At 72.0% G+C, this 23,817-nt stretch carries 23 protein-coding genes; 13 read left to right on the top strand and 10 right to left on the bottom strand.

Going from position 1 to position 23,817, the window contains the following annotated elements; all coding sequences use genetic code 11:
• Positions 1-162 precede the first annotated feature (162 nt).
• From ACFV6V_RS25290 to ACFV6V_RS25280, 3 genes are all read left to right on the top strand, one after another.
• Positions 163-846 carry a DedA family protein gene (locus ACFV6V_RS25290; protein WP_385569065.1) on the top strand — a complete coding sequence of 228 codons (684 nt, stop codon included), beginning with the start codon at positions 163-165 and terminating at the stop codon, positions 844-846.
• A 46-nt stretch (positions 847-892) separates the two neighbouring features.
• On the top strand, positions 893-1,429 hold the full coding sequence (locus ACFV6V_RS25285) for a gamma carbonic anhydrase family protein (RefSeq protein WP_385569063.1): 537 nt from the start codon (positions 893-895) through the stop codon (positions 1,427-1,429).
• A 375-nt stretch (positions 1,430-1,804) separates the two neighbouring features.
• Entirely contained in the window at positions 1,805-1,978 is a 174-nt protein-coding gene (locus ACFV6V_RS25280) for a CsbD family protein (RefSeq protein WP_385569060.1), read from the top strand.
• Between the two features lie 108 nt (positions 1,979-2,086).
• Here ACFV6V_RS25280 and ACFV6V_RS25275 read toward each other — a convergent pair whose 3' ends face one another.
• Entirely contained in the window at positions 2,087-3,313 is a 1,227-nt protein-coding gene (locus tag ACFV6V_RS25275) for an aromatic acid exporter family protein (RefSeq protein ID WP_385569058.1), read from the bottom strand.
• A gap of 110 nt (positions 3,314-3,423) precedes the next feature.
• Here ACFV6V_RS25275 and ACFV6V_RS25270 point away from each other — a divergent pair, with 110 nt between their 5' ends.
• Positions 3,424-4,179, top strand: a complete 756-nt coding sequence (locus ACFV6V_RS25270) for an acyltransferase (protein WP_385569055.1) — start codon at positions 3,424-3,426, stop codon at positions 4,177-4,179.
• Between the two features lie 57 nt (positions 4,180-4,236).
• On the opposite strand, the gene ACFV6V_RS25265 is transcribed toward ACFV6V_RS25270, so the two are convergent.
• Positions 4,237-5,103 carry an EamA family transporter gene (locus ACFV6V_RS25265; protein WP_385569052.1) on the bottom strand — a complete coding sequence of 289 codons (867 nt, stop codon included), beginning with the start codon at positions 5,101-5,103 and terminating at the stop codon, positions 4,237-4,239.
• 94 nt (positions 5,104-5,197) lie between these two features.
• Here ACFV6V_RS25265 and ACFV6V_RS25260 point away from each other — a divergent pair, with 94 nt between their 5' ends.
• A complete protein-coding gene (locus ACFV6V_RS25260; RefSeq protein ID WP_385569050.1) occupies positions 5,198-5,770 on the top strand; it encodes a helix-turn-helix domain-containing protein in 573 nt (190 codons plus the stop codon).
• A gap of 18 nt (positions 5,771-5,788) precedes the next feature.
• Here the strand turns inward: ACFV6V_RS25260 and ACFV6V_RS25255 are convergent, their stop codons facing one another.
• On the bottom strand, positions 5,789-6,196 hold the full coding sequence (locus tag ACFV6V_RS25255) for a CoA-binding protein (RefSeq protein WP_385569047.1): 408 nt from the start codon (positions 6,194-6,196) through the stop codon (positions 5,789-5,791).
• Positions 6,197-6,273: 77 nt separating this feature from the next.
• Between ACFV6V_RS25255 and ACFV6V_RS25250 the strand changes: the two genes are divergently transcribed.
• The 3 genes from ACFV6V_RS25250 to ACFV6V_RS25240 all read left to right on the top strand — a co-directional run bounded on the left by ACFV6V_RS25250 (position 6,274) and on the right by ACFV6V_RS25240 (position 11,408).
• On the top strand, positions 6,274-6,900 hold the full coding sequence (locus tag ACFV6V_RS25250; protein WP_385569045.1) for a YigZ family protein: 627 nt from the start codon (positions 6,274-6,276) through the stop codon (positions 6,898-6,900).
• A 126-nt stretch (positions 6,901-7,026) separates the two neighbouring features.
• On the top strand, positions 7,027-8,193 hold the full coding sequence (locus ACFV6V_RS25245; protein WP_385569042.1) for an exonuclease SbcCD subunit D: 1,167 nt from the start codon (positions 7,027-7,029) through the stop codon (positions 8,191-8,193).
• Entirely contained in the window at positions 8,190-11,408 is a 3,219-nt protein-coding gene (locus tag ACFV6V_RS25240; protein ID WP_385569040.1) for an AAA family ATPase, read from the top strand. Before ACFV6V_RS25245 ends, ACFV6V_RS25240 begins: the two co-directional genes overlap by 4 nt.
• Here the strand turns inward: ACFV6V_RS25240 and ACFV6V_RS25235 are convergent.
• Positions 11,353-11,844 carry an Lrp/AsnC family transcriptional regulator gene (locus tag ACFV6V_RS25235; protein ID WP_385569038.1) on the bottom strand — a complete coding sequence of 164 codons (492 nt, stop codon included), beginning with the start codon at positions 11,842-11,844 and terminating at the stop codon, positions 11,353-11,355. The genes ACFV6V_RS25240 and ACFV6V_RS25235 overlap by 56 nt on opposite strands.
• A gap of 94 nt (positions 11,845-11,938) precedes the next feature.
• Between ACFV6V_RS25235 and ACFV6V_RS25230 the strand changes: the two genes are divergently transcribed.
• A complete protein-coding gene (locus ACFV6V_RS25230) occupies positions 11,939-12,433 on the top strand; it encodes a rhodanese-like domain-containing protein (RefSeq protein WP_385569035.1) in 495 nt (164 codons plus the stop codon).
• Positions 12,434-12,495: 62 nt separating this feature from the next.
• On the opposite strand, the gene ACFV6V_RS25225 is transcribed toward ACFV6V_RS25230, so the two are convergent.
• Entirely contained in the window at positions 12,496-14,274 is a 1,779-nt protein-coding gene (locus tag ACFV6V_RS25225; RefSeq protein WP_385569033.1) for a DUF885 domain-containing protein, read from the bottom strand.
• An 85-nt stretch (positions 14,275-14,359) separates the two neighbouring features.
• Positions 14,360-14,842: an Lrp/AsnC family transcriptional regulator gene (locus ACFV6V_RS25220; RefSeq protein WP_361284452.1), complete on the bottom strand. Its 483-nt coding sequence runs from the start codon at positions 14,840-14,842 to the stop codon at positions 14,360-14,362.
• 59 nt (positions 14,843-14,901) lie between these two features.
• Between ACFV6V_RS25220 and ACFV6V_RS25215 the strand changes: the two genes are divergently transcribed.
• A complete protein-coding gene (locus tag ACFV6V_RS25215) occupies positions 14,902-16,164 on the top strand; it encodes a trans-sulfuration enzyme family protein (protein ID WP_385569030.1) in 1,263 nt (420 codons plus the stop codon).
• On the opposite strand, the gene ACFV6V_RS25210 is transcribed toward ACFV6V_RS25215, so the two are convergent.
• Together ACFV6V_RS25210 and ACFV6V_RS25205 are read right to left on the bottom strand one after the other, a co-directional pair.
• Positions 16,049-17,533, bottom strand: a complete 1,485-nt coding sequence (locus tag ACFV6V_RS25210) for a GNAT family N-acetyltransferase (RefSeq protein ID WP_385569027.1) — start codon at positions 17,531-17,533, stop codon at positions 16,049-16,051. The genes ACFV6V_RS25215 and ACFV6V_RS25210 overlap by 116 nt on opposite strands.
• Positions 17,534-17,899: 366 nt before the next feature.
• Positions 17,900-18,730, bottom strand: coding sequence for an alpha/beta fold hydrolase (locus tag ACFV6V_RS25205; protein ID WP_385569023.1), 831 nt, complete (start codon positions 18,728-18,730; stop codon positions 17,900-17,902).
• Positions 18,731-18,899: 169 nt separating this feature from the next.
• Between ACFV6V_RS25205 and sigJ the strand changes: the two genes are divergently transcribed.
• Both sigJ and ACFV6V_RS25195 read left to right on the top strand, forming a co-directional pair.
• Positions 18,900-19,709, top strand: coding sequence for an RNA polymerase sigma factor SigJ (gene sigJ / locus ACFV6V_RS25200; protein ID WP_385569076.1), 810 nt, complete (start codon positions 18,900-18,902; stop codon positions 19,707-19,709).
• Positions 19,710-19,880: 171 nt separating this feature from the next.
• Entirely contained in the window at positions 19,881-20,597 is a 717-nt protein-coding gene (locus ACFV6V_RS25195) for a GntR family transcriptional regulator (RefSeq protein ID WP_385569021.1), read from the top strand.
• 21 nt (positions 20,598-20,618) lie between these two features.
• On the opposite strand, the gene ACFV6V_RS25190 is transcribed toward ACFV6V_RS25195, so the two are convergent.
• Complete coding sequence (locus tag ACFV6V_RS25190) at positions 20,619-21,785, bottom strand: ROK family transcriptional regulator (RefSeq protein ID WP_385569018.1); 1,167 nt, start codon at positions 21,783-21,785, stop codon at positions 20,619-20,621.
• 102 nt (positions 21,786-21,887) lie between these two features.
• On the opposite strand from ACFV6V_RS25190, the gene ACFV6V_RS25185 reads away from it, so the two are divergent.
• The gene (locus ACFV6V_RS25185) at positions 21,888-22,328 is read left to right on the top strand and encodes a hypothetical protein (RefSeq protein WP_385569015.1); all 441 of its coding nucleotides are present in this window, start codon (positions 21,888-21,890) and stop codon (positions 22,326-22,328) included.
• Between the two features lie 7 nt (positions 22,329-22,335).
• Here the strand turns inward: ACFV6V_RS25185 and ACFV6V_RS25180 are convergent, their stop codons facing one another.
• A complete protein-coding gene (locus ACFV6V_RS25180; RefSeq protein ID WP_385569012.1) occupies positions 22,336-23,742 on the bottom strand; it encodes a pyridoxal phosphate-dependent decarboxylase family protein in 1,407 nt (468 codons plus the stop codon).
• Positions 23,743-23,817 lie beyond the last annotated feature (75 nt).

Genomic DNA, 23,817 nt, shown 5'->3' with positions numbered 1-23,817 from the left:
GAGCCGGGACGGCAGGGCGGCGGCTTTCATCCGACCAGGTAGGCTTCCCGGCGTGCGCCATGGGGGCGCACGCCGGGCAGTACGAGCCCGAACACAACGGCTGCGCCCACACCACGTCCCGCGAACCACGGGCCCGGGCCGAACGACACGGGAGGACCGGCGGTGCACGTCCAGGAGTGGCTCGAGACCATCCCGGCGGTGAGCATCTACATCCTGGTGGGTGTGGTCATCGGGCTGGAGAGCCTCGGCATTCCGCTGCCGGGCGAGATCGTCCTCGTCAGCTCCGCCCTCCTCGCCTCCCAGCACGGAGAGATCGACCCCTGGGTGCTCGGCATCTGCGCCAGCACCGGTGCCATCGTGGGTGACTCCATCGGCTACGCCATCGGCCGCAAGGGCGGCCGGCCGCTGCTCGCCTGGTGCGGAAAGAAATTCCCCAGGCACTTCAGCGAGGCCAATATCGCGCTGGCGGAGCGGTCCTTCGAGAAGTGGGGCATGTGGGCGGTCTTCTTCGGCCGCTTCGTGGCTCTGCTGAGGATCTTCGCCGGCCCGCTCGCCGGCGTACTGCGCATGCCGTACTGGAAGTTCCTGATCGCCAATGTCTTCGGCGGCATCCTCTGGGCGGGTGGCACCACGGCGGTCATCTACTCGGTCGGCATCGTGGCCGAGGCGTGGCTCAAGCGCTTCTCGTGGCTCGGACTCGTGCTGGCCGTGCTGTTCGGCCTCACCTCGATGCTCGTGCTCCGGAACCGGGCCAAGAAGGCCGCGGCACGCACCGCGGCCACGGACGGCGACGCCGGCGAACCGGTCGCGTCCTCCACGGTGCAAGCCGAGGCGGCCCAGAACTGACGATGTGGCCAGCCCCTGCGGCGGTCACCCTCACGAGGAGTAGGCGATGGCACAGGGACAGCGGGCACTCATTTCCGGAGTCGGCGGGAAGCAGCCCCGGATCGACCCCGGCGCGTTCGTCGCCCCCACCTCCGTCGTGATCGGCGAGGTCTCCCTGGCCGCCGGATCGAGCATCTGGTACCACGCCGTGCTGCGTGGCGACTGCGGCCCGATCGTGATCGGCGTGGACAGCAACGTCCAGGACAACTGCACGGTCCATGTCGATCCCGGCTTCCCCGTGACCGTCGGTGAGCGGGTCACCGTCGGGCACAACGCCGTACTGCACGGATGCACCGTCGAGGACGACGTCCTGATCGGCATGGGAGCGACCGTCCTCAACGGCGCCCATATCGGCGCGGGTTCACTCGTCGCGGCCCAGGCCCTCGTCCCGCAGGGGATGCGGGTGCCGCCCGGTTCGCTCGTGGCCGGGGTGCCGGCCAAGGTCAGGCGCCAACTGACGGACGAGGAGCGCGAAGGGCTCAAGGTCAACGCCCTCATGTACCTGGAACTGGCCAAGGAGCACCAGGCGGTTGCCGAGGGCTGACCGCCGCCCACTCGATGCCTGACGAGCGGTTGACGGCCGGGCGCTGATTCACGGCTCGGTCCCCGGGTAGCCGCAGCGTACGCACACAGCAACGCAACCCCGGGAAAGGCACACGGCATGACCACTCCGACACAGCCGCCCCCCGACGGACCGGAACCCGTGCCAAGCGGCCCGCGACCGGTACCCCGCGATCCACAGCCCGCGCCACCGGCTCCCGAACCTGGACACGAGCCGCCGGGAGACCCGGAGCCGGGCACTCGGCCGGTGCCGGAGCCACCCGACTGACCATGCGCTCAGTGTCACCGATTGCGGACATTGAGTGATCGGCGCAAGGTGGATATGCCAGTCCACCCCCCACGTGAAGGGACCGCCGTCATGGCTAAGGCAAAGGCGAAGGCGAAGCAGGCCAAGGGCAAGATGAAGGAGACCGCGGGCAAGGCCATGGGTGACCGCTCCATGCAGGCCGAAGGCCGTGGCGAGCAGGCCATGGGCAAGGCCCAGGAGACCGCGGAGCACACGGCCGAGCGGATGAAGCGGCCCGCGCGGTAAGTGCGGTAACCAGCGCCGGGCCCAGTTGGTCCGGCCAGGGCGGCTGCACCCGCCAAGCGTGGGTGCAGCCGCCCTTGCGCGTCATCCGCTGTCCGCTGCCATCGGCTGCTATTGGCTGGCTTCCCCGCCGCCCCGTCGCACACTGCCCCGCACCCGGCGCTTGAGATCATCCAGCCGCTGATGGCCCGCGGAGCGGCTCCGTGAATGCCGGTCGAGTTCCTCGATCAGGCGCTCGCTGCGCTTCTCCACATCCAGCTCGTCCAGGATCCGGTCCGCCTCGGCGAGAAGCGCGCCATGGAGCTGCCAGTGCTCGGTCTCCGCCCGGACGCCCAGCAGGAGCAGGGCCACCCGTTCCCGGCACTGCCGGCCCGCGGCCAGCTCGGCGGCGAGGCGCTCCTCTGCCTCCTCCGCGTTCTCCGCGACCTGCGACGTGATCAGTTCGACGAAATCCCCGATGGCGGTGGAGAGGTGCCCGTAGAGCTCCTGGAGCGAGGCCGTCAGTGTCGGGGGGAAAAGCGTGCCCGACGGCTGAGTCTTGGCGAGATCGGTGAGCGTACGGCAGGACACCCGCAGGATCACCGCGCAGATCTCCAGCGCGTCGAGGCCGGTGCGGAGCACCAGCCGGGAGAGCACCGGTTCCTTGACCCGGGGGTTCAGGCGCAGGCTGTCCTCCGCCTGGCGCAGCGCCGCGTCCACATGGGCGATGTCGTGGTCGAGCCGGCGAGCCTCGTGCAGCCGTGCCGCCGCCCGCTCCACGGGCGTGTGCTCGCCGAGCTGCTCGGACATGTGCGTCAGCAGGTCCCGCATCCGGGAGGCCAGTCCGTCGATGGCCTGACTCGCGTCATTCACCCATACGGGCGGTACGAGCAGCACGTTGAACAGCAGGCCCACGACGGCGCCGATCAGGGTCTCCAGCACGCGGTCCCATGCCGTCGCCGTCACCTGGGTCACGCCCAGCACGAGCATGGCGCTGATCGCGACCTCGGGCACGAACTCGCCGACCTTCACGAATCGCCCGATCACCAGCGAGGCGAGGATCACCAGCCCGAGGCTCCACCAGGTCAGCCCCACCAGCGAGCTGAACCCGATGGCGATGAGCACGCCGGCGACGACCGCGTTCACGCGGCGGATGCCGGTGGTGAGGGTCGAGTACAGCGTGACCTGTACGACCAGAAGCGCGGTCAGGGGAGCGGTGAGCGGCAAGGGCTCACTGCTGAGCTGGAGGGCGACGACATAGGAGATGACCGCCGCGGCGGTCGACCGCGCCGTTTGGACGACGGCCGGTTCACGATGGCGCCGTACGAACTGGCGCAGTGGCTCCGTGGCTTCCGACACCCCACCAGACTGCCGTGCACGGGGCCCGTACGTGGGGCGGCGCGGCCGTGGGGCGAAGATCACAGCTCGCCGTTCTGACTGGTCAGGTCACCGCCGACTACCGTGTCGGAGTGCCCAAGAACAGAAACACGTTCTCATCGCTCGCCGCCTGGCGTCGGCGTGTCCTGGCCGGCGCCGTGCAGAGCGGCTGGCGCTGGGTGCAGCGGACGGGAGCGGTGACCGCGGAGAGCCCCGGGCGGCTGCGCTTCCGCAGCATCGGGGCGGGCACCAGGCTCGCGTTTCCGCAGGGCACGGTGTTCGGTGCGCCGTGGATCGAGCTGGGGGAGTACTGCATCATCGGCGAGCAGGTCACCCTGACCGCGGGCATGATGCCGGATCTCGACCTCGGGCCGGATCCGATCCTGACCCTGGGCAACGGTGTGGTCCTCGGCCGCGGCAGCCATGTGATCGCCGACACCAGGGTGTCCATCGGATCGGACACCTACTGCGGGCCCTACGTCTACATCACGTCGACCAACCACAGTTACGACGACCCGCACCAGCCGGTGGGCAAGCAGTGGCCCCGTACCGACCCGGTCGAGATCGGTCCCGGTTGCTGGCTGGGCACGGGCGCGGTGATCCTTCCCGGAGCGCGCCTCGGGCGCAACGTGGTGGTCGCCGCGGGTGCCGTGGTCCGTGGTGACGTTCCCGACCACGCGGTGGTGGCCGGGGCGCCCGCCAGGGTCGTGCGCCGCTGGGACGCCGAGCGCGGCTGGCAGCCGCCGCTGCGGACGCCGGCGCCGGTGCCGATTCCGGAGGGTGTCACTCCGGACGATCTGCGGGCGCTCGCCGAGCTCGATCTGGCACTGGAGCCGGACGAGAGCTGACGGCCGTTGGGTTGGACCAGGCGGTGAGGGGAGTTGCCGCTGGACCGTTGAGGCAGGTCAGCCGCTGGCGAGCAGCACGGTGCCGATGAGCGAGAGCCCTGCGCCGGCCGCCTGCACGGCACGCAGCCGCTCCTTGAGTACGCCTCGTGCGGCCAGTGCCGTCACCACCGGGTAGAGCGAGGCGAGCACCGCGGCCACGGTCACGGGACCGTACTGCGCGGCGATCGAGTAGGTGCCGTTGGCGGCGACGTCCGCGAGTCCGACGAAGGCGAGTGCGGGCAGCGAGCCGCGGACGACCTCCATGCCGCCCTCTTCCGGAAGGGCCCGGCCGCCCCGCCTGACCGAGACGAACAGCGCCGCGCCGCCGACGGCGACGTTGGTGACCCGCTGGACGAACAGAGCCAGGAAGAGCCCGGTGAGTGTGGTCGACGCCTCGGAGATCAGCGCCATCACCGAGCCGAAGCCGAAGGCGGCGAGCAGGGTCAGCAGGATCGACTGGCGCTGCACCGGCGCCCCGCGCAGCTCGGGGCCCCCGGCCAGCAGGACGCCCACCACGGCCACGCCGATGCCCGCGAACTGCATGAGACCGGGTCGTTCCCCGAGCAGCAGCCCCACGGACACCGGTACGACGACCCCGAGTGAGCCGAGCGGCGACACCACGCCCATCGGGCCGAGCGCCAGGGCCCGGTAGAAGCTGAGCATCGCGACCGGCCCGACGACACCGGCGGCCACGGCGTACCAGAGCTCCGGCCCAGCCTCGTGAAGACCCCCGGTGGCGAGCACCACCGCACCGAGCACGACCACTGCGATGGCCTGGGAGACCACGACGACGGTGAGGGCCGGGATGCGCCGGGTCAGCAGACCCCCGCCGAAGTCGGCCAGCCCCCACAGGAGACTGGTGGCCAGGGCGAACAGCGCAGTCATGGGGGAGCCTCGCAGTACAGTGTGATGAACGATGGGGTGCAGCTCAGCGTAGTGCAGCCTGTTGAACTCTATCAATTAAAATATTGGACGGAACGTGTCGGACCTCGACCAGCTCACGCAGTCGCTCGCCCGCAACCTCAAGCGCTGGCGTGGTGAGCGGGGCTTCACCCTCGACGCCCTCGCCGCCCGCTCCGGCGTGAGTCGCGGAATGATCATCCAGATCGAGCAGGCACGGACCAACCCGAGCGTCGGCACCACGGTGAAGCTCGCCGACGCTCTCGGGGTCAGCATCACCACCCTCCTCGACTTCGAGCAGGGCCCACAGGTCCGCCTCGTCCCGCCGGAGCAGGCGGTCCGTATGTGGTCGACCCCGGCCGGCAGTTCCACCACCCTGCTGGTGGGTGCGGACGCCAGGGGGCCCCTGGAGATGTGGGCCTGGACGCTCGTGCCCGGCGACGAGAGCGCATCCGACCCGCATCCGGGCGGAACGGTGGAACTGCTGCATGTCACGGCCGGTGAACTCACCCTCGTCATCGACGGCGAGTCCCATGCCGTACCGGCCGGAACCTCGGCCAGCTTCGAGGCCGGCGTGCCGCACACCTATCGCAACGAAGGCTCCGAGACGGTCGAGATGACCATGACGGTGGCCGTGCCGCCCGCCCGCTGAAGCCGGGGCGGGGCGCCGTCAGCCCAGACGCGGGATCTCGATCGCGGGGCAGCGGTCCATCACCATGTCGAGCCCGGCGTCCCGGGCCCTCACGCAGGCCTCCTCGTCGATCACACCGAGCTGGAACCACACGGCCTTCGCGCCCTTGGCGACCGCCTCGTCGGCGACGGCGCCGGCAAGCCCGCTGTTGACGAAGACATCCACGACGTCGACCGGGAAGGGAATCTCCTCGAGCGAGGCGTAACCGGGTTCCCCGTGCACCGTCTCTGCCTTGGGGTGCACCGGCACCACGCGCTTGCCGAACCGCTGGAGCACCCGGGCGACGCCGTAGGCCGCGCGGGACTCGTTGTTCGATAGGCCGACCACCGCCCAGGTGTCTCCGGACTCCGTGAGGATCTTGCGGACCGTGTCTGCGTCTGCGTACATGCCGGGCACAACCGGCGGGCGGGTCCGCCCATTCCCCGGCTTCCCCCGCGTTCCGCGGCGCCGCATAGGCTGGCCGGATGCAGGAGCAGTACCAGACGGTCGCCCGTGAGGGCGTGCACGAGACCGAGATCAACCGATCGCGCTTCATCTGCGCGCTCGCGCCCGCCGCGACCGAGCAGGAGGCCCAGGACTTCGTCGCACGCATCCGCAGGGAGCACCCCACCGCGACCCACAACTGCTACGCCTATGTCATCGGCGCCGACGCCGCCATCCAGAAGGCGAGCGATGACGGCGAGCCAGGTGGCACGGCGGGAGTGCCGATGCTCCAGATGCTGATGCGCCGTGAGGTCCGCTATGCCGTGGCCGTCGTCACGCGGTACTACGGCGGGGTGAAGCTCGGCGCGGGTGGACTGATCCGCGCCTACGGCGGCGCGGTCGGCGAGGCCCTCGACACCCTGGGCACCGTCACCAGCCGGCGCTTCCGGCTCGCCACCGTCACGGTCGACCACCAGCGGGCGGGCAGGCTGGAGAACGACCTCCGGGCGGCCGGTCGTCTGGTACGGGAGGTGCGCTACGGCGAGGCGGTGACCATCGAGATCGGGCTGCCGGCCGCGGATGTGGACACCTTCAGGGCGTGGCTCGCGGACACCACCGCGGGCAGGGCGGAGCTGCTGCTGGGCGGGGAGGCCTACGGCGAGGCGTGAGGCGGCACCGGTGCCTGGCGTCCGGCCTCGCGGGGTCCGTCAGAGCGGTAGCGTGGTCGCTGCTGATCGTGGTGTCCCGTACGAGCGGGCAAAGGGGAACGGAAACATGCAGGTCGGGGCGGGCTCGTGAGGATTCTGCACACATCGGACTGGCACCTCGGGCGGTCCTTCCACCGTGTGGGCCTGCTGGATGCCCAGGCGGCCTTCCTCGACCACCTGGTGGCCACGGTCCGCGAGCGGGACATCGACGCGGTCCTGGTGGCAGGGGACGTGTACGACCGGGCCGTGCCGCCCCTGGCGGCGGTGGAACTCTTCGACGACGTACTGCACCGGCTGGCGGACGCGGGCGTACCCACAGTCATGATCTCCGGGAACCACGACTCCGCACGGCGGCTCGGCGTCGGTGCCGGGCTGATGGAACGGGCCGGTATCCATCTGCGCACCTCTCCCGGCAGCTGCACCACCCCCGTCGTGCTCGCCGACGCACACGGCGAGGTCGCCTTCTACGGACTGCCGTATCTGGAGCCCTCCCTGGTGCGGGACGAGCTGGGGGCACCCGACGCCGGTCACGAGGCCGTGCTCGGCGCCGCGATGCGCCGGGTACGCGAGGACCTCGCCCAGCGCCCCCGAGGCACCCGCAGCGTGGTGCTCGCACACGCCTTCGTGACCGGAGGCCTGCCGAGCGACAGCGAGCGGGACATCACCGTGGGCGGGGTCGCCGCAGTGCCCGCGGGTGTCTTCGACGGCGTCGACTACGCGGCCCTCGGACATCTGCACGGCTGCCAGACCATCAACGAGCGCGTGCGCTACTCCGGTTCACCGCTCGCTTACTCCTTCTCCGAGACCGACCACCGCAAGACCATGTGGCAGGTCGACCTGGGGCCGGACGGCGGTGTCGCCGCCGAACGCGTCGACTGCCCCGTACCCCGCCCGCTCGCCCGGATCAGCGGACGGCTGGAAGAACTCCTCGTGGACCCCGAGCTGACCCGCCACGAGCAGTCCTGGACCGAGGCGACGCTCACCGACCCCGTACGCCCCGCCGACCCCATGGCCAGGCTCACCGAACGCTTCCCCCACGTCCTCAACCTGGTGTTCTCGCCCGATCGGGCCGAGGAGGACCCGCACGGCAGTTACGCACAGCGGCTGCGCGACCGTGACGACCAGCAGATCGCCGAGGACTTCGTCGCCCATGTGCGGGGTGGGGCGGGGCCCGACGAACGGGAACGCGCGGTGCTGCGCGGGGCCTTCGACGACGTACGGGTCGACGCGGCGGTGCGCGAGGTGTCCGGGTGAGGCTGCACCGACTCGCCGTGACCGCCTTCGGGCCCTTCGGCGCCCGGCAGGACGTCGACTTCGACACGCTCAGTGCGGCCGGTCTCTTCCTGCTGCACGGCCCGACCGGCGCGGGTAAGACCTCCGTACTCGACGCCGTCTGCTACGCGCTCTACGGAGCGGTACCGGGCGACCGGCAGAGCCCCGGCACCTCGCTGCGCAGCGACCACGCCGCATCGGGTACGTCCACGGAAGTGTGCCTGGAACTGACGGTGGCCGGGCGCAGGCTGGAGATCACCAGGCGGCCCGCGCAGACCCGCCCCAAGAAGAAGGGCACCGGCTTCACCACCGAGAAAGCCCAGAGCTGGCTGCGGGAATACGACCACGAGCTCGGCGCGTGGAAGGGGCTCAGCCGCTCCCACCAGGAGATCGGCGAGGAGGTCACCCAGCTCGTCGGAATGAGCAGGGAGCAGTTCTGCCAGGTGGTCCTGCTGCCGCAGGGCGACTTCGCACGCTTTCTGCGGGCCGACGCGGAGGCGCGGGGGAAGCTCCTCGGACGGCTCTTCGACACGCGGCGCTTCGCTGCCGTCGAGGAGCGCCTCGCGGCACTGCGGCGCGGGTCCGAGCAGCAGGTGCGCGAGGGTGACGAGCGGCTGCTGGCCATCGCCCACCGGATGGCACAGGCGGCGGGTGACGCGGCGCGCGGCTGGCCGGCCCCGGACGGCCGCCCGGGGGATGCCGGCCTCGCCGCGTCCGTGCTCGACTGGGCCGCCGTGGCCCGGGCAGGCTCGAGGGAGTCCCTCGCCATCGCCGAGTGCGCGCTGACCGCAGCGGAGAGCCGCCAGCACGTGGCAGGGCGCGCGCTGGACGAGGAGCGCGAGCTCGCACGGCTCCAGGACCGGTACGCGCAGACCCGCAGGCGCCTGGCCGAACTGAAGGCCGCGGAGCCGGAGCGGGACCGGGTCAAGGCCCGGCTCGACGGGGCGCGCAAGGCGGAACTCGTCGGCCCGGCCCTGCGGCTGCGGGGTGACGCGGAGCGGGAGCACCGCTCGGCGAACCACACGTGGGAACGCCTGAGGAGCTCGTTGCCCGTCTCACTCGCCGACGCGGGCGGTGAGCGGCTCACCGCGCTGGAGCGCGAACTGCGCCAGGAACTGGGCGGCTTCGACGCGGCGCGCCGCGCCGAAGCCCGCGGCACCGAACTCCGGCGCGAGCGCACCGAGCTGGATCGGCAGTCCCAGGCGGATGAGGAACTCCTGCGCGACGCGGAGACCTGGCTCGCCGGATGGGAAACGCTGCGCGGCGACCTCCAGGCCCGTATCGACACCGCGCGGGACGCGGCGACCCACGCCGAACACCTCGCGGCCCGGCTCGACCGCGCCCGCCGCCGGACGACCGCCGCCCGTGAACGCGACCGCCTCGCCGGCCGCGCCGCCACGCTCGAGGACACCCTCCGCGCCGCCCGCGACCACGCCAACGGCGTGCGCGAATCCTGGCTCGACCTCAAGGAACGCCGCCTGCGCGGCATCGCGGCGGAACTGGCCACCGCGCTGGCCCCGGGAGCCCCCTGCACCGTGTGCGGCTCCCCGGACCACCCGGCTCCGGCTCGCACCGCGGAACAGCCCATCGACCGCGCGCAGGAAGAGGCGGCGTACGACGCGTACACGAGGGCCGACGCGAAGCGCGCCGACACGGAACGCGCACTCGCCGTCGTCCACGAGTCACTGACCAGCGCCCGACGCGCAGCCAGGGAACCGGCGCTGCTCCCCGAGGGGCGGGGAGCCTTCGGCGAGAGCGGCACGGAAACCGCACCCGGTGCGGAGGGCACGCCCGGGCTTCCGGCCACGACAGCCGGGCCCGAGGGCGGCGTGAACGGGCCCGACGGTGGCGCGTACGAGCCCGACGGCGGCGTGCACGGGCCTGGCGACGCCGGGGAAGAGCCCGACGGCCTGAGTGGACCGGACCCCGATGTGGGCGAGTTGGCCGCTGTCGTCGTCCGGCTCGAGCGCGAGCACCGCGAGGCGCATCTGCTCGCGGCGGGTACGCATGAGGCGCGTGAGGCGCTGACCAGAGCCGAGCGTGAGCACGCGGGGAGGCTTGCCGAGCGTCAGGAGACCGGGCGGCGGGCCGCGGCGCGGACATCGCGCCGGGAAGTGCTCGACCGCGAGCTGACGGTGCTGGACGCCGAGGTGGCCCGCGCCACCGGAGGTGCGGGGAGTGTGACCGAGCGGGCTGCGCTGCTTGAGCGGCGGATCGGACTGCTCGGTGCAGCCGCCGAGGCCGCGCGGGTCGTCGAGGACTCCGCGCGGCGGCTGAAGGAAGCCGATGACCGGCTCTCCGACGCCGCCTTCCGCGCCGGATACCGCACGCCGGAAGAGGCCGCATCCGCGCTGCTGGGCGAGGCCGGGCAGCGCGAGCTGCAGCACCGGCTCGATGCCTGGCAGCAGGAGGCGGCGGCGGTCGCCGACCGGCTCGCCGAGGCCGAGGCCCGGGATGCGGCCGAGCGCGCACCTGCGGACCCGGATGCCGCGCAGCGGGTCCACGGTGCGGCCGAACGGCTTCTGCGCGGAGCGGCGTCGGCGCTCGCGTCGGCCCGGGAACGCTGCGCCGAAGTCGACCGGCTCTCCGCACAGGCAGCCACCGAGGTGCGCCGCCTTGGGCCGCTGCGCGAGGAGTACGACCGCCTCGCCCGCCTCGCCGGGCTCACCGCGGGTACGTCCGCCGAGAACGAGCGCAGGATGCGACTGGAGTCGTATGTCCTCGCGGCCCGCCTCGAGCAGGTTGCCGCCGCAGCCAGCGTCCGGCTGCAGCGGATGTCCGCCGGCCGCTACACCCTGGTCCATTCGGACAGCCGGTCGGGCGGCAAACGCGCCGGCCTCGGACTGCATGTGGTCGACGCCTGGACGGGCCGGGAGCGGGACACCGCCACGCTCTCCGGAGGAGAGACGTTCTTCGCCTCGCTCGCCCTCGCGCTCGGGCTCGCCGACGTGGTGACCGACGAGGCCGGCGGCGTACGCCTGGACACGCTCTTCATCGACGAGGGCTTCGGCAGCCTGGACGACCAGACCCTCGACGAGGTGCTCGACGTCCTCGACTCGCTGCGCGAACGCGACCGCAGTGTCGGGATCGTCAGCCATGTCGCCGACCTGCGTCGCCGCGTCCCCGTGCAGCTGGAGGTCGTCAAAGAGCGGCACGGCTCCCGGGTTCGGCTGCGCACGGCGCCGCTGAGGGGCTGACGGGCCGGCTGGGCAGGGGAGACGAGTACACGACGCTGGTGGTCACCGATCCGAGTGTGCCGATCCTCCCGGTGATCTCCTCGAGGTGCCGCATCGACCGGGCGGCGACCTTGAGGACGAAGCAGTCGTCCCCGGTCACATGGTGTGCTTCGAGCACTTCCGGAGTCGTCTCCAGCAGATCGTGGAACGGCTTGTAGTTCCCGTTCGGATAGCGCAGCCGCACGAACGCGAGGATCGGCAGCCCCACGCGTTGGTGCTCGACCACCGCGGCGTAACCGGAGATCACCCCGGCCTCCTCGAGTCTGCGCACCCGCTCGGTCACCGCGCTCGGTGACATCGAGACGGTCCTGGCCAGCTCCGCGAAACTGGCCCGGCCCCGGGTCTGCAGGGCGGCGAGTATGCGCCAGTCGGTGGCGTCCGGTGAATATCCCGTCATAGCCCAGAGATTGCAGGGGATTCCCCGCCCGATCAACCACGGTGCAGGGGAATTCCGCTTCAAAAGGTGCGATACGGCTCATAGATTCCTGGTCATGACGACTACCCCGCTGATCGCGAACCCCGTCCTGCGCGTACCCCCGGCCACTCCGGCCCTGGCCGCCGCCCACTTCCGGGCCGGTCTGGCCTTCCACACCGATGTCTCCGACGTGGCTGCCGCGCTGTCCGCCGACGGTGGCCCCGGATTCGTCCTGCTCGACTCGCGCTCCACGGAGGCGTGGGACCAGGGCCGTATACCCGGTGCGGTGCATCTGCCCACGGCACTCGTCCCCCTGCAGGCCGAGCGGCTGCTGGAGCGGGGAGTGCCCGTGGTGACGTACTGCTGGGGGCCCGGCTGCAACGGCGCCGCGCGCGCGGCGCTGGCGCTTGCCGAACTCGGCTACCAGGTCAAGGAGATGCTCGGCGGCTTCGAGTACTGGGTACGGGAAGGATTCGCCTATGAATCCGTGGCATCCGTCTCGTCCGGCACGAGCCGCCGTGCCCCCGACCCGCTGACCGCGCCGGTGGAGGCCGGGGACTGCGGTTGCTGAGCGGCACAATGGGCCCCGTCGCGCACAGCCGCGCGGCGGGGCCCTTCGTGCCAGGTGCCCGGTCAGAGCCTGGAAAGTTCGTCGACCAGATCGTCAAGTCCCAGCGAGCCCTGGGACAGCGCCGCCATGTGCCAGGCCTTGGCGTCGAACACCTCACCGCGTGCGGCTCGCGCGGCACGGGCGTTCTCACGGCCCTGGAGCCAGGCGCGCTCGCCGAGTTTGTAGCCGATGGCCTGGCCCGGCACGGAGAGGTAGCGGGTCAGCTCGCTCTCCACGAACTCCGCGGGATGGCCGGCATAGTGGCCGAAGAACTCCTGGGCCAGGGCCGGTGTCCAGGGCTCGCCCGGGTGGAAGGGGGAGTCGGCCGGAATGGCGAGTCCCAGGTGCATACCGATGTCGATGATCACCCGGCACGCCCGCATCATCTGCGCGTTCAGATAGCCGAGTCGCCGCTCCGGGTCGGGGAGGAAGCCGAGCTCGTCCATCAGCCGCTCCGCGTACAGGGCCCAACCCTCGACGTTCGCACTGACCCCGCCGACGGTCGCCTGGTAGCGCGAGAGCTGGTCGGCGACGTGTGCCCACTGGGCGAGCTGGAGGTGGTGGCCCGGTACGCCCTCGTGGTACCACGTCGACACCAGGTCGTACACCGGGAAACGGGTCTTGCCCATGGTCGGCAGCCAGGTCTGGCCAGGGCGCGAGAAGTCCTCCGACGGACCGGTGTAGTACGGGGCCGCCGCGCTGCCCATCGGGGCGATGCGGGACTCCACCTTCCGTACCCGCTCGGCCAGTTCGAAGTGGGTGCCGTCGAGTGCCTCGACCGCCTCGTCCATCAGTTTCTGGAGCCACAGCCGGACTTCTTCGACGCCCTCGATGTGCGTGCCGTGCTCGTCGAGGTGGGAGATGGCCTCCCAGGGGTCCGCGCCGGGAAGGATCTTGTCGGCCTCGGTCCTCATCTCGTCGAGCAGCCGACGGAACTCGGACCAGCCGTACGCGTACGCGTCGTCGAGGTCCAGGTCGATGCCCAGGAAGTAGCGGCTCCAGCGGGCGTACCGCTCGCGGCCCACCGTGTCGGGGGCGCCGGCGATCGCCGGAGCGTAGACATCGCGCATCCAGTCGTGCAGTCCGATGAACGCCGCCGTGGCCACCTGGGCGGCGTCGTCCAGCTCGGCGCGCAGATCGTCCGGGCCCCCCGAGACGAACTCCTCGAACCAGCTCCGTCCGCCTCCGGCCGGCGGCTTCGCGGCGCCGGCCGCCGATCCGTCCCGCTCGGCCGCGCCCTGCGTCGCCCTCGTGTCCGGTGCGTCCGCCGTGCCCGACCACTTCGCGAGCTGGCCGATGACCGCCGCGGTGGCCCGTGGCCCCGCGGGCAGGCCGCGCTCAAGACCGAGGGTGAGTGCGGCCCGGTATCCATCGAGCGCCTCCGGTACGGCTCGCAGCCGCTCGGCAACCGCCGCCCAGTCCGCCTTCGACTCGGTCGCCATCACGGTGAAGACGCTGCGTACCGAGTGGACCGGGGAGCGCAGATTGCTGATCGCCCGCAACCCCTCGCCGGCCTCGTGCACCGCCAGTGAGGCCGTGAGCCGTTCCCGCAGCAGCCGGGCGCAGCGCCGCTCCTGATCCGCGGCCGCGCCGGGCAGACCCTCCGCCAGATCGAGCCGGGCCAGGGTCGCGCGAGCGAGCGCGGCCGTGGCCTCCAGGCCGGCCGGGGAGAAATCGGGGAGCCGGCCCGCGCTCTCCGGAACCCCCAGATAGGTTCCGGCGACCGGGTCGAGATCGATGAGGGCGTCTACATAGGCGTCTGCGATCTGGCGGGGCAGTGCGCTGCTCGGTGTCTCTGGCATGCGTTCATCCTGATGCGCGCGGGCGGTGCCGTCACCGCCGTTGGATCTCAGTCGGCTGACAAACGAGCCTGTCCGCACGCGTCGCTCAGGCCTCGATTCCCGGCGGAAGCAGCGGTCCGCAGTCCCACTGCTGGAATATCAACCGGGTCTCCACACGGGCGACTTCGGGTCGCGAGGTGAACTCGTCCAGCACCAGTCGCTGGAGATCGGCCGTGTCAGCAACGGCCACGTGCACCAGATAGTCGTCCGGGCCCGTCAGATGGAAGAGCGCACGTGTCTCGGGCAGCGCCCGGATCCGGTCGACGAAAGGGGCGATCAGTTCGCGCCGGTGCGGGCGTACCTGAACGGAGAGCAGCGCCTCAAGACCGCGGCCGAGTTTGGCCGGATCTATTCGGAGCTGATGGCCGAGGATCACTCCGCTGCGCCGCAGCCGGGCCACCCGGTCCAGACAGGTCGAGGGTGCGACACCCACTTCGGCCGCCACCTCCCGGTAGGTGGTCCGGGCGTCGTTCTGGAGAACGCGCAGTATGTGGAGATCGACCGGGTCCAGTACGACGGATGAAGCCATGGCCCGAACGTAACACGGAGCGATCCCGCTACTCACCGGTAGTTGTTCACTCTTCGCTCATGGATCACGTCGCCTCGAACGTCCCCACCCCGGGCAGCCGGGCACTCGCCACCGAAGCCGTGCACGCCGGCCGCGAAGACCTCGTGTCGCTCGGCCTGCACGCCGCACCCATCGACCTGTCCACCACCTACCCCTCGCACGACGTGGCGGAAGAGGCGGCGCGGATCGACGCCTTCGCGTCGACCGGCGCCCGGCTCGACGGACCGCCCGTCTACGCCCGGCTGGACAATCCCACCACGGCCCGCTTCGAAACGGCACTCGCCCGCCTCGAAGGCGCGGGCGACGCGGTGGCCTTCGCCAGCGGAATGGCCGCGCTGACCGCGGTACTGCTGGTCAGGGCCTCGATGGGGCTGCGTCACGTGGTCGCCGTCCGGCCGCTGTACGGCTGCAGCGACCATCTGCTGGAGGGCGGCCTGCTCGGCACCGAGGTCACCTGGACCGACCCGGCGGGCGTCGCCGCCGCGATCAGGCCGGACACCGGACTGGTCATGGTCGAGACCCCCGCCAACCCCACGCTCGCCGAGACCGACATCAGGGCGCTCGCCCATGCCTGCGGCTCGGTGCCCCTGCTGGTCGACAGCACCTTCGCCACCCCGGTGCTCCAGCGCCCGGTGGAGCAGGGCGCACGGATCGTGCTGCACAGCGCGACCAAGTACCTCGGCGGACACGGCGATGTGATGGGCGGCGTCGTCGCCTGTGACGAGGAGTTCGCCGCCGCACTGCGCCAGGTGCGGTTCGCCACCGGTGGGGTGCTCCACCCGATGGCGGGCTACCTCCTGCTGAGGGGACTCGCCACGCTTCCGGTGCGGATTCGCGCGGCATCGGTGACGGCCGCCGACCTGGCCAGGCGGCTCTCCGCCGACCCGCGTGTCGCCCGGGTGCACTACCCGGCGGTGGGCGGCGCCATGGTCGCCTTCGAGGTCCATGGAGACGCCCGCGAGGTGATCGCCGGTGTCCGGCTGATCACGCCCGCGGTGAGCCTCGGCAGCGTCGACACCCTGATCCAGCACCCGGCCTCCATCAGCCACCGCATCGTGGCCGAGGGAGACCGGCATGCCGCAGGCGTCAGTGACCGGCTGCTGCGGATGTCGGTCGGTCTCGAGGATGTGGAAGACCTCTGGGCCGACCTGTGCGGGGCGCTGAGCGCTACCCCCGCGCGGTCCGGCCGTGCGGGAGCGGCGACTGCGGTTCGCGGCCAAGCGCCCGCGGCAGCTCGTGGGGAGGCCCGGACGGCAGCGGAGCCGAGTCCAGCCGTGCGCTGATCACCAGGGTGCCCTCCTCGATCTGGAAGTCGAGCGGGAAGCCGAGCCCGCGCATGGCGGCGACCATGCCGGTGTTGGACGCCTGTGTCACGGCGTACACGCTCTCGCATCCCGCGTCGACGGCCATCGCGACAAGACGGCCGAGCAGCTCGGAGCCGATACCGCGGCGCTGCCAGTCGTCCTCGACGAGGAGGGCCACCTCCGTCTCGTCGCCGTCCCAGAGCAGATGGCCCAGGGCGACGAGCCGGCCGGACGCCGTCTCGACGGCGAGGCTCCGGCCGAAGCTCGGGCTGAGCAGATGGTTCAGATAGCGGTCCGCGTCGCCGACCGGGCCGTGGTAACGCAGCGCCAGCGTGCGTGCCGAGCAGCGGTCGTGCATCGCACGGGCCGCGGGGACGTCGCCGCGGTCGGCGCGGCGCACGGTGATCTCGCCCGCCTCCGGCAGGGTCAGTACATCCTGGCCGCGCGGGACACGCGGGCCGAGCCGGGCGTCGAGCTCCACGAGGGCGCGGGCACGGGCGAACTCGGTGGGAGTGAACGGCAGATACGGCCGCTCCACCGTGATGGTGCCACCGTTCGGATCACGCAGCCGCAGCACGGTCTCCTCCAGGACGCCTTCGACGGGAACGGGGTCGCCGTTCGGTCGGCCTCCGAGGGTGACCGCGGGCTGGGCGTGGATGGTGCAGCGGCCGAGCAGCTGGCGGAGGGCGAGCGGGAGTTCGGCGGCGTCGAGGGCCGCGCGGGTCGCGAGGCCGAGCAGCCGGGTCGGGATGTCGACCAGGTCATGGGCGTCGGCCCGCTCGATCCAGGTGCTGCTGCCGCCCGCGGCCGCCACCTCGCGGGTGATCTGCTGGGCCGGGAGCGCGGCGGGGGCGCGCAGCAGGAACTCGTCGACCGTGCCGGCGGCCAGCGGATGGGTCTGGAGGGTGAGGATGTCGACCTGGTGACGGGCGAGCGCGGTGCACAGGGCGGCGAGGCTGCCCGGCCGGTCCTTCACCGTGGTCCGCATGCGCCACAGCGCGGTCCCGTCCGGCCGGCCCGGCTCTCCGGCGGTGCCTGTGTCAGAGATGCCCGTGTCATGGGGTGCGTCGGTGCCGGCGGTGCCGGAGGCTGCCGCTCCGGGACCGCCGGTATACGCGGTCGGAGGCGCATGGCCGTGGCGGCGTGCCCACCAGGCGTGGAACACGGCCGTGGCGATGAGCGCGACAGCCGAGACAGCCAGCAGATACGGGCCGTCGGGGCCGTGGGCGACCGTGTTCGCGACGGCGTCGGCCACGGCGACAGCGGTGAAGAGGGCGGCCAGTTCGACCAGGTCCCGCCGCCAGTGGTGCCGGCGGCGGGGATGCTTCGCGGAAGTCGTGTCAGTCATGCCATCACTGTGGCGGAGCGTTGTTGCGTGATCACGAACGCTTTGTGACTGCCTGGTTAAGTATCCGTTTGGGTACCTATTGGGTGTTCTGGCCGGTTTCCGTGCGAGGGTGATCAGGGACTTCGGTGTTCGCGCCCAGCAGCCGAACCGCACTGGTCCGCCGGGCATGTTGAGCACCCCGCGCGGGGAGTTCGGCGAAACCGGGGCACCGGCTCGCCGGCGCCGCAGCCCTCCACGGGGCCGGCCGCCACCGTCAGGTCGACGATGGCGCGGGGCGGCTCACCGGAAGCGGGCGGCCCGGCGGCGAGCGCCGATCAGGTGGTGGCGACGGGCCGGGGGGCCGGGGTGTACCGCCGCCCCGCCGGCTCAGCGACTGCCGTCGAGGATCACCCGGGCCACCAGCGCGGGGTCGTCGTTCATCGGGACATGACCGCAGCCGGGCAGCCGCACCAGACGGGCGCCGGGGATGGCGTGCTTTGCGCGGACGCCCTGGCGGCGCAGCAGCAGGCGGTCGCGGGTGCCCCAGGCCACCGTCACCGGAATTCCGGGTACGTCGTCGGTGAACAGGACCCCGCGACCGGCGCCCAGGGTCCGGTGGAAGCCGGTGGAGCCACGGAGGGCGAGGGTCTCGGCGACCACCGCCTCGGGTGAGCGGCGGCCCGGGCGGGCGTAGATGGTGCTGGTGAGGGCCGCGCGCCCGGGGGCGCTGCGGGCCAGACCGTCGATCATCGGCCGGGGCAGCGCCAGGGCGGCGCGCCGCATCGTCAGCAGCGTCCCGAACGCGTAGCGGCGTTCGGCCTCCGTCCAGAAGCCGGCCGGGGAGAGCGCGGTCACGGAGCGGACGAGCTTCTCGCGGCCCATTGCCAGGGCGAGCAGCCCGCCGAGTGAGTTGCCCGCGACATGCGGCCGCTCCACGCCGAGTGCCTCGCAGAGCCCGCCGAGCACGGGCACCACGGTGGACAGGTCGTACGCCATGCCCGCGGGCAGCGCGGCGGACGTGCCGAAACCGGGCAGGTCGACGGCGATGACATCGCGCTCCGGTGCGAGCAGCGGGATGACGGGCTCCCAGGCCTGCCAGTGGTGGCCGATGCCGTGGAGCAGTAGCAGGGGCTCACCGGACCCCGTGCGCTCATAAGCCACGGTCAGGGACTGGCGCACACCGGCCGAAACCACGTCGAACGAGACCTTCGAGGCCATGCTGCTGCTCCTTGAACTCGGCGGCCGCGCCCGCTGATACGGTTTGTCAGCACAGGATTACCGCTCAGTAGCCTCCAGTTCAAGGGGAAGCGCGCCGCACGTGCCTGCCGAATCCGCCGCTGATGTCTTCGAGACCCACCGCTCCGTGCTGACCGGCGTTGCCTACCGCATGCTCGGCCGGTTCACCGACGCCGAGGACGTGGTCCAGGACGCCTGGCTGCGCTGGTCCGCCGAGGAGCGCGGGGACGTCCGGGAGCCCCGCGGCTATCTCGTCAGGGTCACCACCCGGCTGGCGATCGACCGGCTACGGCAGGCGCAGTCCCGGCGTGAGACCTATGTCGGGCCCTGGCTGCCCGAGCCCGTCGCGACCGAGTCCGGCGCGTTCTCGCCGGACACCGCCGAGCGCGCCGTGCTCGAGGAGTCCGTCTCGCTGGCGGTGCTGATCGTCCTGGAGTCGCTGTCACCGCTGGAGCGCGCGGTGTTCGTGCTGAGGGAGGCGTTCGGATTCCCGTACGCCGACATCGCGGTCACCCTCGAACGCAGCGAGGCGGCGGTGCGACAGCTTGCCGGGCGGGCCCGTCGCCATGTCGGGGAGCGCAAGCCGCGGTACGACGTCGACGCGGCGCAGCGCCGTGAACTCACCGAGCGGTTCCTGGCCGCGGCGGGCGGCGGTGACCTCGACGCCCTGCTCGGACTGCTCGCCCCCGATGTGCGGCTGGTCAGCGACGGCGGCGGCAGGGCCAAGGCGGCACGGCGCGTCATCGACACGGCCGACAAGGTCGGCCGTTTCCTGTCGGCCGTCGCCACGGGGTCAGCGGCCGGGGTGGAGTACCGCTTCATGCAGGTCAACGGGGCGCCCGGGGTGCTGTTGCTCGTGGGCGGTCAGCCGGACACCCTCGTGCAGATCGAGGTCAGGGACGGCCGGATCCAGTGCGTCTACCTGGTGCGCAACCCCGACAAACTCACGAACTTCCTGTAGACGAAGCCCAGGATCCCCAGCCCCCCGTAAAGGGTGACTCCAGGTCGCCTCGGGCCCAAGGATTGGTCTTGACCAGCCGATGGGGCCGCTCTATGGTCGCAGACATAGTGCAGGAACCTTTAATAAACAAGCCACGGAAAACCACCGGGACAGGCAGGCACGGAGGACAAGGTGGGGACCACGCAGCTGGAAGCGGTGCCGGAGCCGAAGTACCGGCACCTCAAGACCGTGATCGGCGAGGCGCTCGACTCCGAGTTCGCCGTCGGCGAGGTCCTGCCCAACGAGCGTGAGCTCGCCGCCCGCTTCGGTGTCGCCCGTGCCACGCTCCGTCAGGCCCTGGAACAGCTCACGCTGGAAGGGCGGTTGCAGCGTCGTCGGGGCGTGGGTACCACCGTGGCGCCACCCCGCATGGGCGTCGACGTCTCCACATCCCCGCAGGACTGGCCCGGTGGGCCGGGGGACGCCTGGGAGCCCGTCGGCTGTCTGCTCTCCCGGCCACCGGCCGCCGTCGCCATGGCGCTCGGCACCGCCAGCGACGACGAAGTCCACACGGTGCGCCGGATGCTGGTCCGTCACGGTCAGCCCGTGGCTGCCGAACTGCTCTATGTGCCCGGTGATTCCTCCGAGTTCGCGTCCACCGTCGACGCCCCCTCAGGCGCCGCCCTGGCCGGTGAGGTGCTGCACGTACTGCGGCAGCTCCCCCTGGACGGGCAGGACCGCGCCGTGGAGCTCGGCTCGGCCCGCGCCGACGACGCCAAGGAGCTGGACCGGCTGCCCGGTGCGCCCGTACTGGTCGTGACCACGCGCTACGTCAGCGCCGACCGCATCGCCGCGGTCTCCGTCGCCACCTATCGCGCGGACACGTGCCGACTCACCTTCGGCGACTGAAACGGAGTGGCGGCGCGCCGGTCAGCGCCGTTCCGTCACCGTCCCCGCCAGGGCGAACAGCGACTCCTCCACATGGTCCAGCGCCACGCGCAGCGCACCCGTCGCCACCGCCGCCTCGCCCAGCACCGACAGGGCCACACGGGGCGGGCGCAGACAGAAGCGTGACAGCTCGTCGCGCAGCGGATCCAGGACACCCTCCAGCCCGGCCGCCCAGCCACCGACCACGACCAACTCGGGGTCCAGCGCCAGCACCAGAGCCGCCACATCGTGCACCAGGCGCTGGATGAACCGGTCCACCGCCGCGCGGGCACGCTCGTCGCCCCGGCGGGCGTCGGCGAAGACCTCCGCGACGGCCTGCTCGTCCAGCGGGGGCAGGGGCTCACCGGTGGTCGACAGCAGGGCCTCCGGAGTGGCCTCGCGACCCAGCAGATGCAGGGCACCGATCTCCCCGGCCGCGCCGCCGAAGCCCCGGTGCAGCCGTCCGCCGATCAGGGAACCGGCGCCGGGGCTCAGCCCGGCGAGGACGAAGACGATGTCGTCGGAGTCCGTGGCCGAGCCCTTCCAGTGCTCGGCGACCGCCGCGGCGTTGGCGTCGTTCTCCACCAGCACGGGACAGCGGAACGACCGCCGCAGCCGCTCGCCCAGCGCCAGCCCCGTCCAGCCGGGCAGTGCGGTGCACAGCCGTACGGTGCCGTCGGCCTCCACGATCCCCGGGGTGCCCACGCCCACGGCGCGCAGCGAGCTGCGGGCGACACCGGAGCGGCGCAGCACCTGGGCGACAAGCGCGCGCACCTGTTCCAGTCGCTCGTCGGCGGACGCGGTCTGAGCCACCTCCCGCGAGCCGGTGCCCGAGATCCCGCCGTCAAGACCGGACAGCAGCACGGCCACCCGGTGCGGGCCGATCTCCACACCGAGGAGATGCCCCGCCTCCGTCCGGAACCGGAACCGCCGAGCCGGGCGGCCCTGCCGCCTGGTCTGGCCCTTCTCGGGTTCCCCGGGCGCGACCTCGGCGACGAGCCCGTCCCCGATCAGTCCCTCGACCACTCCCTCGACCGTGGGGCGCGACAGCCCGGTGGCGCGGGTCAGATCGGTGAGCGTGGCGGTACCGGCGCCCCGCAGCGCATCCAGCACCACCGCGGAGTTGATGCGCCGCAGCAGCGACGGGTCTCCACCGGTCAGCCGCCCCACGGTGGGTCCTTCCTGGTCGTGCGGGTGTCTGGCGGATCGTACTCGCTGCGGGGACGCCTGACGGCACGCCATATGTCAGTGGCGACGGCTTTACTGGAACACATGACCACCCTCGCTCGGCATCTGGCGACCATCGACCTGCTGCGCTCACGGCCCTTCCCCGTGGCGTCCGGCCGGTCGGACGTGGGCGAGAGCGGCCCCGGCTTCCACACGGCCGAGCTGAGCACGAGTGAGGGGTTCTGGGACGACCGCTCCCGGATGGAGATCGTGGCCGCGCAGTTCGAGGCGGAGCGCGAGGCACTGGCGCTGCTGCTGAGCGAACGGTGGGGGGAGCCGCAGGTGTTCGGTCTGTACTCGCTGTTCGTCCGGTCCGTCGAGGACGGTGAGGAGATACCCGAGCCCTGGCAGGTGCTCGGCAACTCGGTGCCGGATGTGCACCTGTGGCGTGTGGACGGGCTGTGGGTGGCGCTCGGCATCTCGAAGTGGGACACGGAGTTGCCGTACCAGCTGCTGGCCGTGGTCACCGAGACGGATCCTCCCTGACCGGGTTCTACGAGGCTGCCGCAGCCGCGCGGCGGATCGCGTCCAGTGCCCGGGCCACGTCGTCATCCGTCGTGGACCAGTTGCACACCGAGATGCGCATCACCCGGCGGCCATTCCAGGTGGAGCCGCTGATCCAGACCGTGCCGTCCGCGAGCACCCGGTCCAGCACCCGGTCCGTGCGCGCGTCGTCGCCGAAGTCGGCACAGACCTGGGTGAACACCACGTCGTTCAGCACTCGCGCCCCCTCGATGGCAGCGATGCCACGGGCGAACACCGAGGCGTGGCGGCACAATCGCTCGACAAGGGCGGCGACCCCGGACCTGCCGAGCGAACGGAGCACGGCCCAGACGGTGAAGGCCCGGCCCCGCCGGGAGAGTTCGGGGACCTTGTCGAAGGGGTCGCCCCGTTCATGCTGGATGAGGTAGTCGCCGCGCTGGCCCATCGCCGCGCGCAGCGCAGGGGCGTCCCGTACCACGGCGAGACCGCAGTCGTAGGGGACGTTCAGGGTCTTGTGGGCGTCCGTGGCCCAGGAGTCGGCCTGCGCGCAGCCCGCGGTCAGCCTGGCGTACTCGGGGGACGCCGCGGCCCAGAGGCCGAAGGCGCCGTCGATGTGCACCCAGGCGCCCGCGGCGCGGGCGGCCTCGACCGTCTCCTCGAACGGGTCGAAGGCTCCGGTGTGGATCTCCCCGGCCTGGAGCGCGACGATCGTCGGTGGCGCCGATCGCGTGCCCTTGCCTGTGCCTGCGCCCAGGGCGTCCAGCAGCGCGGCGGGGATGATGCGTCCCTGGCTGTCCGCCGCCACCGGACGCGGTGCACCGAGCCCGAGATAGCGGAGCGCCAGGTCGATCGTCATATGGCGGCACTCACCGGCGAGCACCCGGACCGCAGGACCGCCGCTGAGCCCGTCGCGGGCGGTGTTCCAGCCCGCCCGTCTCAGCACCGTGTCGCGTGCCGCGGCGAGACAGGTGAAGTTGGCCATGGTGGCGCCGGTGGTGAAGCCGACGGCACTGCCCGGCGGCAGACCCAGGAGGTCCAGGAGCCATCCTTCGGCGATGTCCTCCACCGCCGTGTGCGCAGGGGAGATCAGGCGCAGCACGGCGTTCTGGTCCCATGCGCTCACCAGCCAGTCGGCGGCCAGGGCGGCTGGTTCGCTCCCGCCGATCACGAAGCCGTAGAAACGGCCGCTGGGGAAGGCCGTGAGTCCGGGCTCGCAGGCGGTGGCCAGCAGCTCGATCACGTCCTCGGGCGGGCTCGGACCGTCCGGCAGCTCGGTGCCGAGCGCGCGGACGACCTCCTCGACGGACGCCCGGGCCGGTATCCGCCGCTCGGACAGGCTCGCGAGCCAGCGAACGGCATGGTCGTACGCCCGGCGCAGGGCCGCCTCTCGCGGGTCCGCCGCCCCTCGCGGGTCCATGCTTCGGACTATGGACCTGGCGCGCGGAGCCCGCAACACAGCCGCCGGGCGATCCTCGCGCGGCGCCGCCTGCCC

This window comes from Streptomyces sp. NPDC059828 (assembly GCF_042731955.1).
Taxonomy (GTDB): domain Bacteria; phylum Actinomycetota; class Actinomycetes; order Streptomycetales; family Streptomycetaceae; genus Streptomyces.
The sequence above is the reverse complement of the archived record's forward strand: the minus strand, read 5'-3'. Positions and strand labels throughout refer to the sequence as shown.

Bases quoted from the DNA above. Each gene is read 5' to 3' on its own strand.
- ACFV6V_RS25285 (WP_385569063.1), top strand. From the start codon at position 893: ATGGCACAGGGACAGCGGGCACTCATTTCCGGAGTCGGCGGGAAGCAG.
- ACFV6V_RS25280 (WP_385569060.1), top strand. From the start codon at position 1,805: ATGGCTAAGGCAAAGGCGAAGGCGAAGCAGGCCAAGGGCAAGATGAAG.
- ACFV6V_RS25265 (WP_385569052.1), bottom strand. From the start codon at position 5,103: ATGACTGCGCTGTTCGCCCTGGCCACCAGTCTCCTGTGGGGGCTGGCC.
- ACFV6V_RS25255 (WP_385569047.1), bottom strand. From the start codon at position 6,196: ATGTACGCAGACGCAGACACGGTCCGCAAGATCCTCACGGAGTCCGGA.
- ACFV6V_RS25250 (WP_385569045.1), top strand. From the start codon at position 6,274: ATGCAGGAGCAGTACCAGACGGTCGCCCGTGAGGGCGTGCACGAGACC.
- ACFV6V_RS25235 (WP_385569038.1), bottom strand. From the start codon at position 11,844: ATGACGGGATATTCACCGGACGCCACCGACTGGCGCATACTCGCCGCC.
- ACFV6V_RS25230 (WP_385569035.1), top strand. From the start codon at position 11,939: ATGACGACTACCCCGCTGATCGCGAACCCCGTCCTGCGCGTACCCCCG.
- ACFV6V_RS25225 (WP_385569033.1), bottom strand. From the start codon at position 14,274: ATGCCAGAGACACCGAGCAGCGCACTGCCCCGCCAGATCGCAGACGCC.
- ACFV6V_RS25220 (WP_361284452.1), bottom strand. From the start codon at position 14,842: ATGGCTTCATCCGTCGTACTGGACCCGGTCGATCTCCACATACTGCGC.
- ACFV6V_RS25215 (WP_385569030.1), top strand. From the start codon at position 14,902: ATGGATCACGTCGCCTCGAACGTCCCCACCCCGGGCAGCCGGGCACTC.
- ACFV6V_RS25210 (WP_385569027.1), bottom strand. From the start codon at position 17,533: ATGACTGACACGACTTCCGCGAAGCATCCCCGCCGCCGGCACCACTGG.
- ACFV6V_RS25205 (WP_385569023.1), bottom strand. From the start codon at position 18,730: ATGGCCTCGAAGGTCTCGTTCGACGTGGTTTCGGCCGGTGTGCGCCAG.
- sigJ (WP_385569076.1), top strand. From the start codon at position 18,900: ATGCTCGGCCGGTTCACCGACGCCGAGGACGTGGTCCAGGACGCCTGG.
- ACFV6V_RS25185 (WP_385569015.1), top strand. From the start codon at position 21,888: ATGACCACCCTCGCTCGGCATCTGGCGACCATCGACCTGCTGCGCTCA.
- ACFV6V_RS25180 (WP_385569012.1), bottom strand. From the start codon at position 23,742: ATGGACCCGCGAGGGGCGGCGGACCCGCGAGAGGCGGCCCTGCGCCGG.